The 15,836-nt window shown below is 58.3% G+C and carries 18 protein-coding genes; 12 read left to right on the forward strand and 6 right to left on the reverse strand.

The window, feature by feature from the left end; translation table 11 throughout:
* Positions 1 to 719 (reverse strand): tellurite resistance TerB family protein (locus tag VJ956_RS12145; RefSeq protein WP_324085294.1); only part of this gene is annotated, 719 nt, incomplete at its 3' end.
* Positions 720 to 1,040: 321 nt separating this feature from the next.
* Between VJ956_RS12145 and VJ956_RS12150 the strand changes: the two genes are divergently transcribed.
* Entirely contained in the window at positions 1,041 to 1,466 is a 426-nt protein-coding gene (locus VJ956_RS12150; RefSeq protein WP_324085296.1) for a copper chaperone PCu(A)C, read from the forward strand.
* Positions 1,467 to 1,530: 64 nt separating this feature from the next.
* Here VJ956_RS12150 and VJ956_RS12155 read toward each other — a convergent pair whose 3' ends face one another.
* Entirely contained in the window at positions 1,531 to 3,534 is a 2,004-nt protein-coding gene (locus VJ956_RS12155) for a hypothetical protein (RefSeq protein WP_324085299.1), read from the reverse strand.
* A 218-nt stretch (positions 3,535 to 3,752) separates the two neighbouring features.
* On the opposite strand from VJ956_RS12155, the gene VJ956_RS12160 reads away from it, so the two are divergent.
* The 6 genes from VJ956_RS12160 to VJ956_RS12185 all read left to right on the forward strand — a co-directional run bounded on the left by VJ956_RS12160 (position 3,753) and on the right by VJ956_RS12185 (position 7,056).
* Complete coding sequence (locus VJ956_RS12160; RefSeq protein ID WP_324085301.1) at positions 3,753 to 4,424, forward strand: SDR family oxidoreductase; 672 nt, start codon at positions 3,753 to 3,755, stop codon at positions 4,422 to 4,424.
* A gap of 47 nt (positions 4,425 to 4,471) precedes the next feature.
* Entirely contained in the window at positions 4,472 to 5,056 is a 585-nt protein-coding gene (locus VJ956_RS12165) for a CPBP family intramembrane glutamic endopeptidase (RefSeq protein WP_324085303.1), read from the forward strand.
* Between the two features lie 15 nt (positions 5,057 to 5,071).
* On the forward strand, positions 5,072 to 5,374 hold the full coding sequence (locus VJ956_RS12170) for a hypothetical protein (RefSeq protein WP_324085304.1): 303 nt from the start codon (positions 5,072 to 5,074) through the stop codon (positions 5,372 to 5,374).
* Between the two features lie 266 nt (positions 5,375 to 5,640).
* Entirely contained in the window at positions 5,641 to 6,054 is a 414-nt protein-coding gene (arfB, locus tag VJ956_RS12175; RefSeq protein ID WP_324085306.1) for an alternative ribosome rescue aminoacyl-tRNA hydrolase ArfB, read from the forward strand.
* A 16-nt stretch (positions 6,055 to 6,070) separates the two neighbouring features.
* A complete protein-coding gene (locus tag VJ956_RS12180) occupies positions 6,071 to 6,388 on the forward strand; it encodes a DUF2007 domain-containing protein (protein ID WP_324085308.1) in 318 nt (105 codons plus the stop codon).
* Positions 6,385 to 7,056, forward strand: coding sequence for a class I SAM-dependent methyltransferase (locus VJ956_RS12185; protein ID WP_324085310.1), 672 nt, complete (start codon positions 6,385 to 6,387; stop codon positions 7,054 to 7,056). The genes VJ956_RS12180 and VJ956_RS12185 overlap by 4 nt, the downstream gene beginning before the upstream one ends.
* Before the next feature lies 1 nt (position 7,057).
* On the opposite strand, the gene VJ956_RS12190 is transcribed toward VJ956_RS12185, so the two are convergent.
* Positions 7,058 to 8,494, reverse strand: coding sequence for a phospholipase D family protein (locus tag VJ956_RS12190; protein WP_324085312.1), 1,437 nt, complete (start codon positions 8,492 to 8,494; stop codon positions 7,058 to 7,060).
* A 166-nt stretch (positions 8,495 to 8,660) separates the two neighbouring features.
* On the opposite strand from VJ956_RS12190, the gene VJ956_RS12195 reads away from it, so the two are divergent.
* The 3 genes from VJ956_RS12195 to VJ956_RS12205 are packed head-to-tail and all read left to right on the forward strand — an operon-like array spanning position 8,661 to position 11,443.
* Entirely contained in the window at positions 8,661 to 10,334 is a 1,674-nt protein-coding gene (locus VJ956_RS12195) for a protein kinase domain-containing protein (RefSeq protein ID WP_324085314.1), read from the forward strand.
* Complete coding sequence (locus VJ956_RS12200) at positions 10,334 to 11,074, forward strand: PP2C family protein-serine/threonine phosphatase (protein WP_324085316.1); 741 nt, start codon at positions 10,334 to 10,336, stop codon at positions 11,072 to 11,074. Before VJ956_RS12195 ends, VJ956_RS12200 begins: the two co-directional genes overlap by 1 nt.
* Before the next feature lie 18 nt (positions 11,075 to 11,092).
* Positions 11,093 to 11,443, forward strand: coding sequence for an FHA domain-containing protein (locus VJ956_RS12205; RefSeq protein ID WP_324085318.1), 351 nt, complete (start codon positions 11,093 to 11,095; stop codon positions 11,441 to 11,443).
* Between the two features lie 6 nt (positions 11,444 to 11,449).
* On the opposite strand, the gene VJ956_RS12210 is transcribed toward VJ956_RS12205, so the two are convergent.
* From VJ956_RS12210 to VJ956_RS12220, 3 genes are all read right to left on the reverse strand, one after another.
* Positions 11,450 to 12,184 (reverse strand): glutamine amidotransferase, encoded by a 735-nt coding sequence (locus VJ956_RS12210; RefSeq protein WP_324085320.1) that lies wholly within the window; start codon positions 12,182 to 12,184, stop codon positions 11,450 to 11,452.
* Complete coding sequence (locus VJ956_RS12215) at positions 12,184 to 12,906, reverse strand: YebC/PmpR family DNA-binding transcriptional regulator (protein WP_324085321.1); 723 nt, start codon at positions 12,904 to 12,906, stop codon at positions 12,184 to 12,186. Before VJ956_RS12215 ends, VJ956_RS12210 begins: the two co-directional genes overlap by 1 nt.
* Before the next feature lie 65 nt (positions 12,907 to 12,971).
* Positions 12,972 to 13,403 carry an SRPBCC family protein gene (locus tag VJ956_RS12220; RefSeq protein WP_324085322.1) on the reverse strand — a complete coding sequence of 144 codons (432 nt, stop codon included), beginning with the start codon at positions 13,401 to 13,403 and terminating at the stop codon, positions 12,972 to 12,974.
* 232 nt (positions 13,404 to 13,635) lie between these two features.
* Between VJ956_RS12220 and VJ956_RS12225 the strand changes: the two genes are divergently transcribed.
* Entirely contained in the window at positions 13,636 to 14,781 is a 1,146-nt protein-coding gene (locus VJ956_RS12225) for a zinc-binding dehydrogenase (RefSeq protein ID WP_324085323.1), read from the forward strand.
* A gap of 2 nt (positions 14,782 to 14,783) precedes the next feature.
* Entirely contained in the window at positions 14,784 to 15,833 is a 1,050-nt protein-coding gene (locus tag VJ956_RS12230) for a proline racemase family protein (protein WP_324085324.1), read from the forward strand.
* The last annotated feature ends 3 nt before the right edge of the window (positions 15,834 to 15,836 follow it).

A 15,836-nucleotide genomic window follows, 5' to 3' on the forward strand; every position in this document is an offset into this window, starting at 1 on the left:
GCCTGGTTCATAGCCACCTGAATCTGCTGGTCCAGCTCTCTGGCCATGGCGGCGTCGATGTCAAGTGCCGAGGCAAGCTGGTCCAGCCACGCCCTTTCCATACTGTTCTGTTCGTCAATCATCACTGCGCTGACCAGGTAGATTTCCCGGCTCGCCTGCGGAGAATCTGCGGTCCGGGCCAGAGCTTCGGCGTCCAGTGGGGCGTCAAACTGCTGTTGGATCCAGGCGTGGAGTTCGTCGTCAGGGCCCAGTTTCTCGATTTCCTGGGTCAGCAGGGCACGCTCGTTGGCGTCAATGTGGCCATCGGCCCGGGCGGCCATGATCATGGCCTGCAATATCTCCAGCCCCCGTTGTTCCTGGGCCTGCCCCTGAAGCTGTTCCAGCGGCTGGCCCTGCTGGTTCGGCGCAGGCTGTAAGGTGCTACGGGTGTCTGACTGGTAATTCTGATAGGCCTTCCAGGCCAGCACACCTACGCCGGCGAGGGCCCCGTATTTCAGGGCTTTTCCACCCATTTTACGGCCGCGTTTTGACCCCAGCATCGCCCCCAGGGCGCCACCGCCCAGCAGACTTTTCACATCAATGCCCGAACCGGAGCCCTGTCCGGTTTTGAACTGGCTGCCGAGGCTGCTCATCATTTTGTTGACGTCCATTGCGCCACTCGTGGAGCTGCCGCCCTGGGCCTGTTTCATTACCTGGTTAAGCACTGACATTACGTTCATTACTCAGCTCCTGTGCGATGAATTCGCAGGGTGTTTATACGAATATTTCAGGGCGTCGGCTTCTCGGGTTGAAGGCCCTGAAATTACTCTGTAGTCAGCCGCTAAGCGGTAAAGTTCCTTTCCGGGAAAACCGGCGGTTCGATCAGCATTGCCATTGTCGCTTACCTTTGACTAAAGTGCAGCGTCTGGCGGTGAGGTATCCCGCTTTCCGGGCGCGCTCCTTGAAGCCCTCTGATGGCCATGAACAAACTCCGATTCAGCTTTGATGCAAAACAGCGAGGTTCCATGAAGACGATTTTCTTGATGATCACGGCAATGTTGATGACATCTGGTTCAGGTGTGGTTGCGGCCGACACCTTCACCGAGGGTCCCATTTCCATTAGCGATCCCTGGAGCCGCGAGACGCCCCCTGGAGTTTCCAGAGCCGTCGCTTATATGGACATTACCAATAACGGTAAAAGCCCTGTGACCCTGACTGGAGCGGCCACGAACAAGGCCAGAGATGTATCTCTTCATCAGAGCAAGACCGAAGGCGACCTGGTGACCATGAAGTTGGTGGAGGGCGGCCTGTCGATTCCGGCGGGCGCGACGGTCTCCCTCCAGCCCCGCGGCTATCACTTCATGCTGGAAGAGCTGGATCGTGGCCTGGTCAGCAACGAGAGCATAGCCATGACGGTATTTTTTGACGGTGCCGAGGCGGTGAATATCAAAGTCCGGGTCAGGTCTGTGGGTGAAATGCATCACTGATCCGGTGTCTACCCGGGCGCAGTGGCCGACGCAGGTTCAGGCCGGCGGATGCGGCACCGTCGATTCAGGTTTCATCGGTTCGTTCTGCTTCCTCGGCTTCTATTTCATCCGCTGCCCAGCTTTCAAAGGCCATTTCCGAGACCCGCCGGATTTCGTCCTCTGGCACGGCATCAATGTCACCCAGCTCCAGCTTGTCGAAGTGGAACGCATAGAGCCGGGAGGCAAATTCTGCAATGGGCAGGGAAGCCTCGCCGCGGATTTCTCCTTTACCCCGCGTTGAACAGTTGATTCCCTGGCCCCAGTCCTGACCACTGTCGTTGTTGGGATTAAAGAAATACACCCGCATCTGGTTGTCGGGACTCAGGCATACCCTTCTGATGACGATGGCATGGCGCCCCACAAAGCGGGCAGCACTGTCGGTCACTGCAATACCCGCCGGTTGCGGGTGAATCAGAGGCATCTGGTCATTGTAGAATGGGTGATAGCTGGCATAAAAATGGCGGATAAAACCCTCATAGTCCGAGATCTCACCGGTAGCGACATCGGCAACCACTTTGAATGTGTGGTTGACCCACCAGCCGTAAAACTCCGGGTTGATCCAGCGATGGGCGTCGTCGTCGCGGTCCAGGCACCGGCGCCACATCTCCCCGTAAATACGGTCGAGGTGGGGAATCAGGATCAGCGATACCGGATCGACATCGACCGGTTTCTCGGTCACCAGCCCGTCCTCAAGATTTTTTGACGATACCTCGTCACCTTCGAATCGAATCAGGATTTCGTTATCCCTGGCTGCCCATGCCAGAAGCTGCAGCAGGTAGTCCGCTTCATGATCTGCCCACAGGCACAGGCCGATGGCAGACTGGCAACTGGGGTTGTTGCCCTGACCCACGCCCAGAGGCTGCCCCAGCAGGTTGAGCACCCCGGCCAGCAGAAAGACCCGGGGGCGGTGGGCGTCGCCGAACACATCGCGGATCAGCTCGCGATTGTCGTCGGAGACGCGGAGTTCAATCTGGCGCCAGAGCGCCTGAGCGACCGCTGGCGTAAACAGGCTGCCACGCTCCAGCATCATCGCCAGGCCATAAACGGCCTGGCAGGTTTCGGGGAAGATGGCTTCATCAATAAGTTTTTTGACCAGTTCGCTGTAGCACAACAGGTCATCGCGACCGGTCATTGTCAGACCAAGCGCCTCCGGAAGCAGTTCGTTCTTGCCTGTTTGCCGTAAATAACGCATGAACACCGCATGATAGGGCGATGCCAGGCCAGTGTCGTGCATGTGATAGGCGAAGGACGACGCTTCCTTGGCCAGCGCCGCATCGTCCATGTATTCCAGGCGCCCACGGTACACTTTAATGCCGGGGTCTTCCCTGCTTCCCGGTGTCGGCGCAAAGAGCGTGCGGACCAGTCGGGTCGCGTTGTCATTGCCGGAGGTGTCCAGTGCAGGGTCGTACAGGCAGGTGGCAATCTGGCCGATCATTTCGCGAATGCCGTCAACCTGGACCGGGCGCTGATCAAGCAGACGCCAGACCTCCTCCACCAGGCTATCCAGCAGGCTGGCATAACCCAGGTGGCGTACCAGGTACTGATAGAGTGACTCAACGATCACGCCAAGCTGTTTTGGCCGCTCGCGGTCAGCCTCGGACAGGGTGCCGGAAAGCAGGTCTAGGTTCAGAGCCATGACCTGGGTCAGAAAGTGCGAGGCCTGCTCGGCCGAAATCCCCGGGTGGAAATAGTCGCCGCGCACCACAGCGAGCATACGAAGCTCGCTGATGGCTTCCACGATTGCCGTCACCTCGCCGGCAGACCGGAGGGACTGCTTGGCCAGCACCGGTTTGAGCAACGCCGGCTGGGCCCAGTCGCTGGTGCCGAAGATGCCGGCCGCCTCAAGGGCACGCACCCGGTGGTAAAGCACATCAAAGCCGCCTGGCATGGTCATTAACTGGCGGGCAAGTTCCAGCAGGTCGATGCTTGAGGCCTTGTTGTCCGAACGGCGGGCGCGAGCGAATTCGGCAATAGCGGCATCAAACTGAATTGCCGCCTTGTCCAGGGCAGGGTCAGGGGATAGGCTCAAACGTGATTAACCTTTTTATTCAGCCAGGAAATGCAGACAGGATAGCGATTATATGCCGTAAGGCCAATGGTCTGGTTATTCAGGCCTTGTTCAGAGGTTTCCGGGTTTCCGGTTGCTGCGGGCTGAACCGGCCATTGTTTTAATTCAGTGCGGTCGTCGCCATAGTGGGAAACGCGAAAGAACCTGCAGTCACCAACATTCAGAGGATGCGGAACATCATGCCGACACAAAAAACAGCTGTAATCACCGGAGCCAATCGCGGGATAGGGCTTGAACTGGCCAGGCACTTTGCGAGCCAGGATTATTCCATTATCGGGGTTTGCCGTGAAAGCTCCGCAGAGCTTGATGCCGTTGCCCGTTCCGTGATTGACGGAATCGACGTTACCAGCGAGGCGGATGTGCGGACACTGGTCGACCGCCTGGGGGACACAACCATTGATCTGCTGATCAACAACGCCGGGCTCCTGCAGGACGAAAAACTTGGCAGCATTGACTTCGATTCCATCCGCACGCAGATGGAAATCAATGCCTACGCGCCGCTGCGGGTGGCTGAGGCACTTGTGTCACAGATTCCGGAAGGCGGTAAAATCGTCAATATCACCAGCCGCATGGGCTCTATTGCTGACAACGATTCCGGCGGGCGCTACGGTTACCGGGCCTCGAAGGCCGCACTCAATGCCTTTGGCAGGTCCCTTGCCATGGATCTCAGGCCCAGGGGTATTGCCGTGGCGCAGTTGCATCCGGGGTACGTTCAGACCCGGATGGTGAATTTCGGCGGGCTGATTACCCCGCAGGAAGCCGCGAAAGGACTGGCTGCGAGAATTGACGGCTTGACGCTGGCAAACACCGGTTCTTTCTGGCACAGCAATGGCGAAGAGTTGCCATGGTAAGCGGTTCCGATGAAGAGCGCGGACGGATTGATCAGTGAGGTAACCGAGTGACCGGAGCTGCAGAGGACCCCAAGGTTTCGCCCCGTGCGGCGCTGCTGTTCCAGGGTGCTATTGGTGTGGTGGGCCTGGTGGCTATCCTGGTGGTCGGAATTCCGGTCCACAATGACGGAATGAGCGCCGGAGCTGCCATATTCTGGGGGCTTGCTGGCAGCCTGGCAACCTACGGCGTGATCATGTTGCTGACCCGGATTCCGGCCCTGTCCGGTGATTCCTGGCAGGGCCAGATGGAGAAACTGCACCGCTTTGCCACCGATTATTCCTGGCCGGTTCTGATTTCACTGGCAGCACTGGCAGGGGTGGGTGAGGAGCTTCTGTTCCGGGGCGCCCTGCAGGGCTGGCTTGTCTGGCACCTGAACGATGCATTGGCAATTGCGGCGGCCGCTGTGCTGTTCGGACTGGTTCACTACCTTTCGTTTACCTACTTTGTCATCGCCACCGCACTCGGACTGGTTCTGGGCGTAGTCTACTGGCTGACCGGCAGTCTGCTGCTGGTGATGGTCTGGCATGGTGTTTACGATATGATTGCGTTGTATAGTCTGCGGCGATATCCGCACTGGTTCGGGGTTCATTAGGCTGAGAGGCAGTTCGTGAGCAAAGACATTTTCAGGAAAATATTCTGGCCCATTCTGTGTTTTTTCGAAAAACAAGGACAGCAGGGTAGTGCCGAAGGCTATCGCCCATCCCACCGGAAAATCCTGTTTGCCGTCGGTTTCCTGTTTTTTGTCCTGTCCATGGCGACGCTGTTTTTCGTGATGGTAACGGGAACCATCGGTGGCCTCTTTCCGGTTGTTGTTTTCTCGCTGATCAGTCTGGTCTGTGCGGTAGTTGCCACACTGGGCAGTGACAGCGCGGTAGCCCGAATCTGGGGTAACCAGCCGTCCGATGACTGAATTATCAGTGTTTATTCACTATGCCAGAGCTTAAGAAACTGTCCGGTTGATGATGGCAGGGAAGGGTGTTCTGGCAGGCTTAGGCCCAGATCTATAGAGTAGGGATTCAGGTTACTGATAAGTAAAAAAGTAAGCGAACAGGTCTTTGCAACACCGTGCGGAGCCAGGGATGGCGGAGCCCGAGCGTACAGGGAAGTATTAACAGCGTGTTTTGCAAAGACCTGTTCGCTTACTAACGCACGGATTAATAACAGTGGATTTAACGTATGTTGCGAATTTCTGATGCCGTCACGCTTGGCGACTGGGAAATCGAGCTGACGCAGATCCGTGCTCAGGGAGCCGGAGGGCAGAACGTCAACAAGGTGGCGTCGGCCATTCATCTGCGCTTTGACATCCAGAATTCAAGTCTTCCTCCTTTTTATAAGGAACGGCTGATGCGACTGTCGGATCAGCGCATCAGCAAGGAAGGCGTGGTGGTCATCAAGGCCCAGAAATTCCGTACCCAGGAACTGAACCGGGAGGATGCCCTGGAACGCCTGAAAGAGCTGATCCAGAGTGCCGTGCGGATGCAGAAAGCCAGACGTCCGACCCGCCCGACCAAAGGTTCCCAGCGGCGCCGCATGGATTACAAGACCCAGAAGGGCAAGACCAAGGCCCTGCGGGGCAAGGTGAAGGTCTGATCACAGGAGCCCTGACATGCTGATTGCCTACCGCGCCCGCGATATAGCCGAAGCCCACATTGTGTCGGGAATGCTGCATGCCGAGGGAATTGAATCCCATGTCGGGGGTCATTACCTGCAGGGAGCCATGGGTGAGATCGGCGCTGCCGGTTTTACCAATGTCCATGTCGAGGATGACGACTACCCCCGGGCACGGGAACTGGTTAAAGAGTATGAAGACAACCGCCCGGGGCACCTGCCGGTGCCTGATTCCGGGAACCGGGTCCAGCGCTATGCGGTGGGTTTTCTGGTTGCTGTTGCTGTGCTGCTGGCTGTTCTGGTGGGGGCGCTGTGACGGAACCCTGTCCGGTCTGTGAGCAGGGCGAGCCGGAACGATTCCAGGTAGTCGGGGCAACCCTTTATTACCGTTGTCCGGTGTGTCTGGCCACGCTGATGGCCGCTGAATGCAGACTCGGGTTGGCCGACGAAAAAGCCGTTTATGCCCTTCACCACAATGACCCCGGCGACCCGGGTTACCGCCGGTTTCTGTCCCGTCTCGCGGAGCCCCTGTTAAAGCGGCTGAGTGCCGGTAGCGTTGGCCTTGATTTCGGATGCGGCCCGGGACCGGCGTTGGCGCGCATGCTGGAAGAGGCCGGCATGCAGATGACGGTCTATGATCCGTTGTTCCATCCCGACAGGGCGGCGCTTGATAAACCCTACGACTTCATTACCTGTACGGAAGTCATGGAGCATCTCTATCACCCGGCCGCCGTGTTACGGCAACTGGATTCATTGCTGAAACCGGGCGGATACCTGGGTGTAATGACCTGCTTCCAGACTGACGATAGCCGTTTTGCCAACTGGCATTACCGGCGGGACCCCACCCACGTGGTCTTTTACCGACAGGCAACGCTGCAATGGCTGGCTGATCATCATGGCTGGCACCTGGACGTTCCCGCCAAGGATGTCGCCATTATCAGTAAGGCGGTCAACAGGCCCATCACCGACAAGCCCGGAACCTGATTCAGAATGTGGAGAGCCCGGTGGCTTCCATAAACCGGTATTGCCAGTAACGGAGCTTTGAATGGTCTGCCCGGGCCTGGTAGGGCAGGCTCATGACCGTCTCGCTGCCCGGCCCGCTGGTCCACTGCTCGCTGAAGAACAGCTCCGCTTTGCGAATGGTGGGGTGGTCCCGGTCAGCAAACACGAGCACATCGGATTCCAGATTCAGATCGTCCAGGTTGCGGCGGGTAAAATTGGCCGAACCCAGCAGTATCCGGGCCCGACCGTCGGTGTCCTGTCTCAGCAGAAGCTTGCTGTGACATTGTTCCCCGTGGGTGTTGCACCAGCGCACGGCCACCCCGTTGTTGTTCAGCTCCATGGCGGCCTGACGGTTGGGAACGCCGCCTTTCTCGCGGCCGAAGGCATCGCGGTTGGCATCCAGTAACACCCGTATATCAACCCCCCGACGGCTGGCGTTGATCAGCGCTTCCATAATGTCCCGGTGTGACAGGTAAAATATCGCCAGCCTGATCTGGTCGCCCTGTTCGGTGGTGGTGATTGTCTCCAGAGCAGCTTCGCGAATGGCGGATTCGGTCAGCACCTGAATCCGTGCATTTTCATTGGGCGCGGTCTCACTGATCTGCCCCAGCGCAACGTCTACCGCCCTGGTGCTGGCACCGGACATGACAAGCACGGCACGTTCACTTGTTAACAGGTCTGCCACCGCTGGCCCGCCGAAACGGAGTCCGATGTTACTGTGATGGCTGCTGCCATCGTGCGGATTCGCCGAGGTGACCAGCGCCCGGTAACTGTTACCGGCATCGGTGACCAGAACTTTGCGGTGGTTGGCCTTGAAATTCAGCAGGCTGAGGTAGCTTCGCAGGGTGACGGATTGCCCGCCAATGGGGTTGGGCAGCCAGCCCGATTGCGCGGAATTGCCGAGCCACTGGCAGCACAGGCGCCAGAAACCTGACCACAGGGGATTACTGTCCCGCAGGGGTGTCAGCCTGGTCTGGATCACCGGTATACCTGCCGCCTCCAGTTGCTGGAAATGCTCCGAGCCGGTACCGCCATACAGGGTATTGATCGGGTCGGAGATCACAATCAGCTCCAGCTCCGGATAGGCCGTACGCTGCTTTATCAGTGCGTCGGTCAGTTGCCGCGCCAGTGGCCGTGCATTCCGGACCTGGGCCTCGGTACTGTTGAAAAGGAACATGTCCACCAGGATGAATTTCCGGGCAGCGGCTATCATCGCCAGCACTTCGTCAAAGATTTCCTGGTCAAGGCGCGGGGTCTTGTCCCCGACATGATAGGTGCGGTCAGTCAGCAACCGTGCATCTGACAAGGGATGCACATTGCCCTGATAGGCAATGCCCGCCGGTAAGGGTTTGAATGAGTGGTAGAGGCTGGTGCCGGCGACCGACAGCAAAACAAGTACCAGCAGTAACTTGATAATCATTGTGGAATTCCCGGTTGCTCGCCAGTGTCCGTTTCAGCCAGCCAGTATACGGAAAGCCGGAGTTCACAACTGAACAAACACTTACAAAAAATACCGCCATGCAATCTATCGCCAGGGCGTGACAGTTTCTAGACTGAGTTATTACGTAACTTCAATCCGGACTGTCGTGAACTCGTTGGGCTTTGTTTTTCATAGGATATTCAGTCTTCGCCTGCTTATTGTAGTCGCTGCGGTGATGGTTGCCTTCGCCGACGACGGGTTGCTGGCACTGGGCTTTATTGACCGTCTGGTGTTCAGCCTGACGGGTGATGGGTCCGGGGTCCCGGGAGGGCTCCCGCTTTCAGTCAGCAGCCCCGAGGCCCTTCAGGCTGCTATTGAGGCCCGGGGTCTGACCGAGCCCGGCTGGGCGTCAGCCGTCCTTCGCGGCGGGCTGATGGCAACCGCCATCTTCCTGATCCTGGCGGTGCCGCGTCTTGGTGGTGCCATGGCACTTCCTTTCGTTCTGCTGATAACCCTGGCGCTGGTGGTCGTTCAGGCGGTACTGATGTTCTATCAGGGCATCTGGTTACCGGTGGGTAAAGTCATCATGCTTTTGCTGGCCGGCTATCTGGTGATGCTGTTCTGGCTTCAGCCCAACCGGACCATTGTAGCGCTGACCCAAAATGTAAGGGACGCTCGCCACCGGCTCGGCAAACTGCTGTTGCGCCAGGGTGAGCTGGACGAGGCGTTCGAGGTTCTGGCCGCCTGCCCAGCGGACGAACAGACCCTGGAACTACAGTATGATATTGCCATTGCCCAGGAACGCAAACGCCAGTATGACAAGGCCTGCGAGACGTTTCGTCAGATTGTGGCCAGCCGACGTCACTATCGGGATGCGGAAAAACGTCTGGCTGCTCTGGAGTCACTCGCAGGTAATGCCGCCAGCGCCAGCGGCGGATTTGACAGCACCCGCACCCTGGTGATGCCGCAGCAGAATGTCAGCCGCCCCACGCTGGGCCGCTATGAGATAGAACGGGAAATCGGCCGCGGGGCCATGGGTGTGGTTTATCTGGGCCGGGATCCGAAAATTGCCCGTACGGTGGCGATCAAGACCCTCAGTTACGAGGCGTTTGACGCTGCCGAGCTCAGCGACCTGAAATCGCGGTTTTTTCGCGAGGCAGAGGCTGCCGGGCGCCTCAACCATCCTGCCATTGTCACTGTCTATGATGTCGGGGAAGAGGCCGATCTGGCGTTCATTGCCATGGACTATGCCCATGGCCGACCGCTGAGCGAATTTGGCAAGGCCGACCACTTGCTGCCGCTGACGACCGTGCTGACCATCATGGCCGGTGTGGCCGATGCCCTTGGTTATGCTCACGCCCGGAATGTTATCCATCGCGATATCAAGCCGGGCAATATCATTTACAACCCGGACAGCGGTGACATCAAGATCACCGATTTCGGTATTGCCAAGATATCGGATGATTCCCGGACCCGCACGGGCAACGTCATGGGCAGCCCGCTGTATATGTCGCCGGAGCAGTTGAAAGGCCAGAAAGTCACCGGTGCATCAGACACCTACAGTCTTGGCGTTACCCTGTACAAGCTGGTTACCGGCGAAACACCTTACCAGGGGGATACCCTGGCCGCACTGACCTATCAGATTCTGAACCGGCGGCCACGCAGTGTCCGGGAGTTCAACAAGGATCTTCCCAGTGGCGTGGTGCGGCTGATCAACAAAGCCATCCAGCAGGACCCGGAAAAACGCTTTGCCAGCGCCACCACCATGGCCGAGGCCCTGCGGCGCCAGGCTTCCCTCTGTGAACAGCGCGATGTGCGCGGTGCCAGGGAGACAAGCTGATGGAATTACAGGTTACCGGGCAGACCGATACCGGCGCCGTGCGCAAGGCCAACCAGGATGCCATTGACTGGTGTGTTGAGTCGTCGTCGAACCAGGCCTTGCTGGTGGTTGCAGACGGCATGGGCGGCTACCAGGGCGGCGAGGTGGCCAGCCGCATTGCCGTGGATACGGTGATGGAAGTGCTGGTACCGGCCCTGGAGGAACAGCCCGGCAACGGGTCGCGGGAGGCGCTGGTGCAGTCGGCCCTGGATCTTGCCAGCGAGCGTATCGGGCTGCGCAAGTCGCAGGAACCGGATCTTGTGAAAATGGGCACCACCATTGTTCTGGCCTGGGTGTCTGGCCAGCGGGCACTGGTTGCGCATATCGGGGATTCCCGCTGCTACCGGGTGCAGAACAACACGCTTTATTGCCTTACCCGTGACGATACGGTAGTCCAGAACATGCTTGAGGACGGCAGTATCCGCGAGCATGACGTACCCAATGTGCCCTTCCGCAATGTCCTGACCCGGGCCCTTGGAGCGTCGGATGCCATCGCCACCTTCCGTGAGATACTGCTGGAGCCGGGCGATCAGCTTCTGCTGTGTTCGGACGGGCTGACCGAGGCGCTGGATGAAGCGGCCTGGCCGCCACTGCTGTCACGGGCCGACTCGGTACAGGGTGCGGCACAGGCACTGGTTGCGGCGAGTCTTGAGAATAAGGCGAAGGACAATGTGTCTGTCGTCCTGTTAGCAACGAACTGAGTGAGAGGGAGTAGGGGAATGGCGTCACTTTCGCAACTGGTAGACCATGTGGTTGTCACCACTTTTGAAATCGACAGGCCTGAAGTAAGAGTGGGTCGTCGCGCAGACAATGATATCCGCATTGATGAAATTTCAGTGAGCGGGTCTCATGCAGTCATTGAGTGTGTTCCCAATGATTACCTGGAAGGCACGGTGGATTACTACATTACCGATAGCAACAGCACCAACGGCACTTTCGTGAACGATCTGCGCATCAGTACCCGCCAGCGCCTGAACAGTAACGACACGGTGCGTATCGGCTGGAACGAATTCCGCTTTGTCGACGAAGACGAAAACGCGATGGAGAAGACTGCCTACATTCTTGACTGAGCCGGATCAGCGTCTCTGAACCACAATGTCACAGAAACGCTGCAGCAGGGAGGTCGCATAAGGGGCGTCTGCAACCTGGCTTATCAGCGAGTCTGGCGAAAGCCCTTCTTTCAGCATGTCCGGTGTCTGGGCGCTGAGATAGGCCCGCATGACATCGGCGGTAAACTCGGGGTGAAACTGGACGCCCCAGGCGCAGGGCCCGACGCGAAATGCCTGATGGCGCTCGAAATCATTACTGGCCAGCAGAACCGCATCCGCCGGCAACTCAAGCACCGACTGGCGATGGGTGAGCTGCGCCTTGAAGGTTCCGGGCATGCCCGCAAAAAGCGGATCGGCGCTGGCGGTATCGTGGAGACGGACCTGATGGGTTCCGGATTCACGCCCGTCCGGGTGGAAGCCCACTTTGCCACCCAGGGCGTGGGCCAGCAGCTGGTGGCCGTAGCAGACACCCAGTACCGGCACGCCCTGGTCAACCGCTTTTGCCAGCCAGGCCGCAGTGGCCTCGCTCCAGGGTTCACGGTCACTGACCATCGCGGGGGAGCCGGTGACTACAATGCCGTCCCAGTGATCGGGTCCGCCGGGAATGGGCTGGCTGGTGACCTCCACCACCTGGCGCTCCAGCTTCTGCGACAGGCCATTCAGAAACCAGCGGTCGAAGTCACCAAAGGATTCGAGTATTGCCGGCAAGGTGTTTCCGGTTTTCAGAATAACCAGCCGGGCCGACTCCGGTGCGCTGTTCATTACTCTTCAAAGACAGCGTTGTGATAGACATTCTGGACGTCATCCAGGTCGTTCAGCATGTCCATGAATTTTTCGAACAGCTCCACGTCCTCGCCTTCTATTTTGGTGGTGGTCTGGGGCAGGAACTGGATGTCATCCACTTCAAACTCGATCCCTTCAAAGGCATCCTGCAGGGCCTGCTTTGCCTTGGCGTATTCGGTGTGGGGCGCAAACACCGTGATCATGCCGTTTTCGCACTCAATGTCCGTCACATCCACATCGGCCATCATCAATGCTTCCAGTGCTGCCTCTTCGTCTTCGCCCGGGAATCCGAGAATGGCAGAGTGGTCGAACATATGGCTGACGCTACCCTGGGTGCCGATTTTGCAGTTGGTCTTGGTGAAAGCAAGGCGGACATCCCCGAAGGTGCGGTTCGGGTTGTCCGTCAGGCAGTCGACAATAGCCATGCAGTTGCCGGGGCCGAAGCCTTCGTATCGTGCCGGTGAAAAGTCTTCCCCGGCGCCGCCTCTGGCTTTTTCAATGGCTTTTTCGATAACGTGTGCGGGTACCTGGTCTTTCTTGGCCCGCTCGATCAGACCACGCAGTGACAGGTTTGCATCCGGATCCGGGCCACCGGATTTCGCGCTGACGTATATTTCCCGTCCGTATTTGCTGTAGACCTTGGTCTTGGCGGCGGCCGTCTTCGCCATGGAGTCTTTGCGGTTCTGGTAGGCTCTGCCCATGCTACTGCCTCAATCCTGTTTTCAGAAACGGCGATTTTACTCAACAACGGCAGGCGGTGACAGTCCTATTTGACCAGGGTCCGAACCCGGCGCATGGTTCTTTTCAGCGCCTGATCAAGCACGGAATGAACCAGGCTGCCGCTTAACGGAATCGCATCCTCGAAATAGACGGAATAGTTTACTCTCGTGGTGGTTTTGGACGGACTGTCAAAACGGATACGCCCGAAGTGGTTCTTCAGGGGGCTCAGACTGATGATCGTGTACTCGATTAACGTCTCGGGCTCGAAACTGGTGATGGTCTGCTCGACGCCAAAGGGGCCAAGCCCGATCTTGCGAACCGATCCCACGCCGTTGGGGTCCGCCTGATCGCTGTCGCGGATGCGCCTGACCGGTACGCCCAACAATTTGCCAAAGCTCTGGTGATCAGCGAACAGAGCAAAGACCTGCTGCCGCGGAGCATCAAAAGTTTCATCTATTTCAATCCTGTGGCTTGCCATGTTTGAGCTCTTCCGGGACCATTTTCAATAGAGTATCGGGTTCTGTGTTACAACAAAAGCCGAACTGGCATTGCAACGCGTAAGCATTCTCCCCATTAGCCTGATTATGCGGATCCGTTTGTATTTCCTCTGGTCAGAAAAATTCAGGAGAAGGCCCGGACTTCCCCCCGGTAACCGGGTGTGCTCGTGTTATCCTGACCGTATATTCACCAGCAACAGGAGCAGGAAGCCCATGATCCCCGAAACAATGAAAGCCATGTTGCTTACCGGCCACGGTGGTGTCGAAAAACTGCAATACAGCGAAGACTTTCCTGTGCCCCGGCCCGCTGCGGGAGAGGTGCTGGTCAAGGTAACCGCGACCGCCAAGAACAATACCGACCGTAAAGCCCGGGAGGGCCTTTACCCGACCAAAGCCAAGGGCGAGGTGACCTCCTTCCAGATGGGCGGCAAAGCCACGCTGACCTTTCCCCGGATTCAGGGTGCTGATGTGGTGGGGCATGTGGTAGCGACAGGTGAGGGTGTTGACCAGGCAAGAATTGGCCAGCGTGGCCTGCTGGATTTCAACCTTTATGCCGATGCCCGCCGGGACATCAATCTGACGCCGGACTACTATGGCCACGGCGCCGATGGCGGCTACGCCGAGTATATTGCGGTTCCCTCAAACCAGTTTCATCACATTGCAAACCCGGATCTGGCGGATGCCGAACTGGCGTCCATGGGCATGTGTTCATACCAGACCGCGCTGCACATGCTGACCTCTGCCCGGGTAAAATCAGGCGAACACATACTCGTCACCGGGGCCAGCGGTGGTGTTGGAACCGCCCTGATCCAGTTGTGCCGCATTGTGGGCGCCATCCCTTATGCCCTGAGTCAGCAGGACAAGGCCGACGAGCTGCTGGAACTGGGCGCAGAAGCGGTACTGGACCGTTCGGACATGGCCGGTTTCACGGACCGGGTGCGCGCCGTGACCGGCGGTCGACCCATTGATGCAGTGATGGACCTGGCCGGTGGCGAAATGACGGACCAGTTCATTGACACCATGATCTTCGATATGAACAGCCGCGATGGCTATCCGCGCCTGAGCATCGCTGGCGCAAGCGCGGGTAATTTCAGCGAAATCATGTGGACCCGGATATACCTCTATCAGGTGCAGATCTTCGGTGTGTCCCATGGCACCCGGGAGGAAGCCGAACAGCTTGTTGCCTGGATTCGCAGCGGCCAGCTCAGGCCGGTACTGCATGCGGCCTTCCGGCTCTCCCGGCTGCACGATGCCGAGCGCTACTTCGTCAACCGCAACAGCAATTACCTTGGCAAAATCGTGATTGTTCCTGACTCCGAGTGGGAACAGCATGGTGCTGCTTTTGCCCTGAAGGAATAAATATGCAGCCTGAACTGACATTGCAATTGATGGATACCCATGCCGGCGGCGACGTAAGCCGTATTGTGACCGGTGGCATCCTTCCTCTTCCCGGGGCGACCGTGCGCGCCCAGATGGAATACCTGCGGGATGAGGCTGACGGCCTTCGGAGATTATTGCTTGAGGAGCCCTATGGCATCCCTGAAATGTCCGTGGACTTGCTGGTCCCGGCGACCGATCCCGAGGCGGTTGCCGGTTACATCATCATGGAAGTGATGGGGTATCCGATCTATTCCGGCTCCAACACCATCTGCACGGCCACTGCTGTGATCGAAAGCGGAATTGTGGAAAAGCGCGAAGGCTGGCAAAGCTTCAAGCTGGAATCACCGGCGGGTCTGGTCCATATAGACGCTTTCGTGCAGGACGGAGTCGTGGAGTCAATTACCTGCGGGGGCCTGCCCAGTTATATCGACACCCACCGAGCCACCATCCATGTTCCGGAGATCGGTGATGTAACCTACAGCGTGGCCTACAGTGGCGGTTTCTACGCGCTTGTGGACGCGGCCAGCCTGGGGTTTTCACTGACTCTGGATGAGGAGCGCAGGCTCAGTGGCATTGCCCATCGAATTGTGGAGGCGATCCGGGCGGAGCGCGGATTTTTCCATTATACCCTGGGTGATGTCGGGGCGTTGCCGTTCCTTCATTTCATGGGACCCGTCAGGCAAATATCCGATCACTCGTATCGCTCGCGGTCTGCCACCTATGTCCATCCCGGCGTAATCTGCCGCAGTACCACAGGCACCGGCACCTCGGCCCGTCTTGCCCTGATGCAGCACGAGGGCCTGATCAGTCCCGGTGACCGGCTGGAAACCGTGTCACTGCGGGAAACCGGGTTTGTCGGCGAATTCACGGGTCTGCGCCAGGAAGGGCCGCACCCGGTTGTGGAGAATATGATTACCGGCAAGAGCCACGTGCTGAGCCGGGGCGATGTTGTCGTTAACTGCGCGGACCCGATGGTAGACTGCAGGTCGCTCACCCATGTTCTGGCCAGCGCGCACCCGGACCGGACCTGAGGC

The sequence above is a fragment of the Marinobacter sp. genome, from assembly GCF_035268745.1.
Lineage (GTDB): Bacteria > Pseudomonadota > Gammaproteobacteria > Pseudomonadales > Oleiphilaceae > Marinobacter.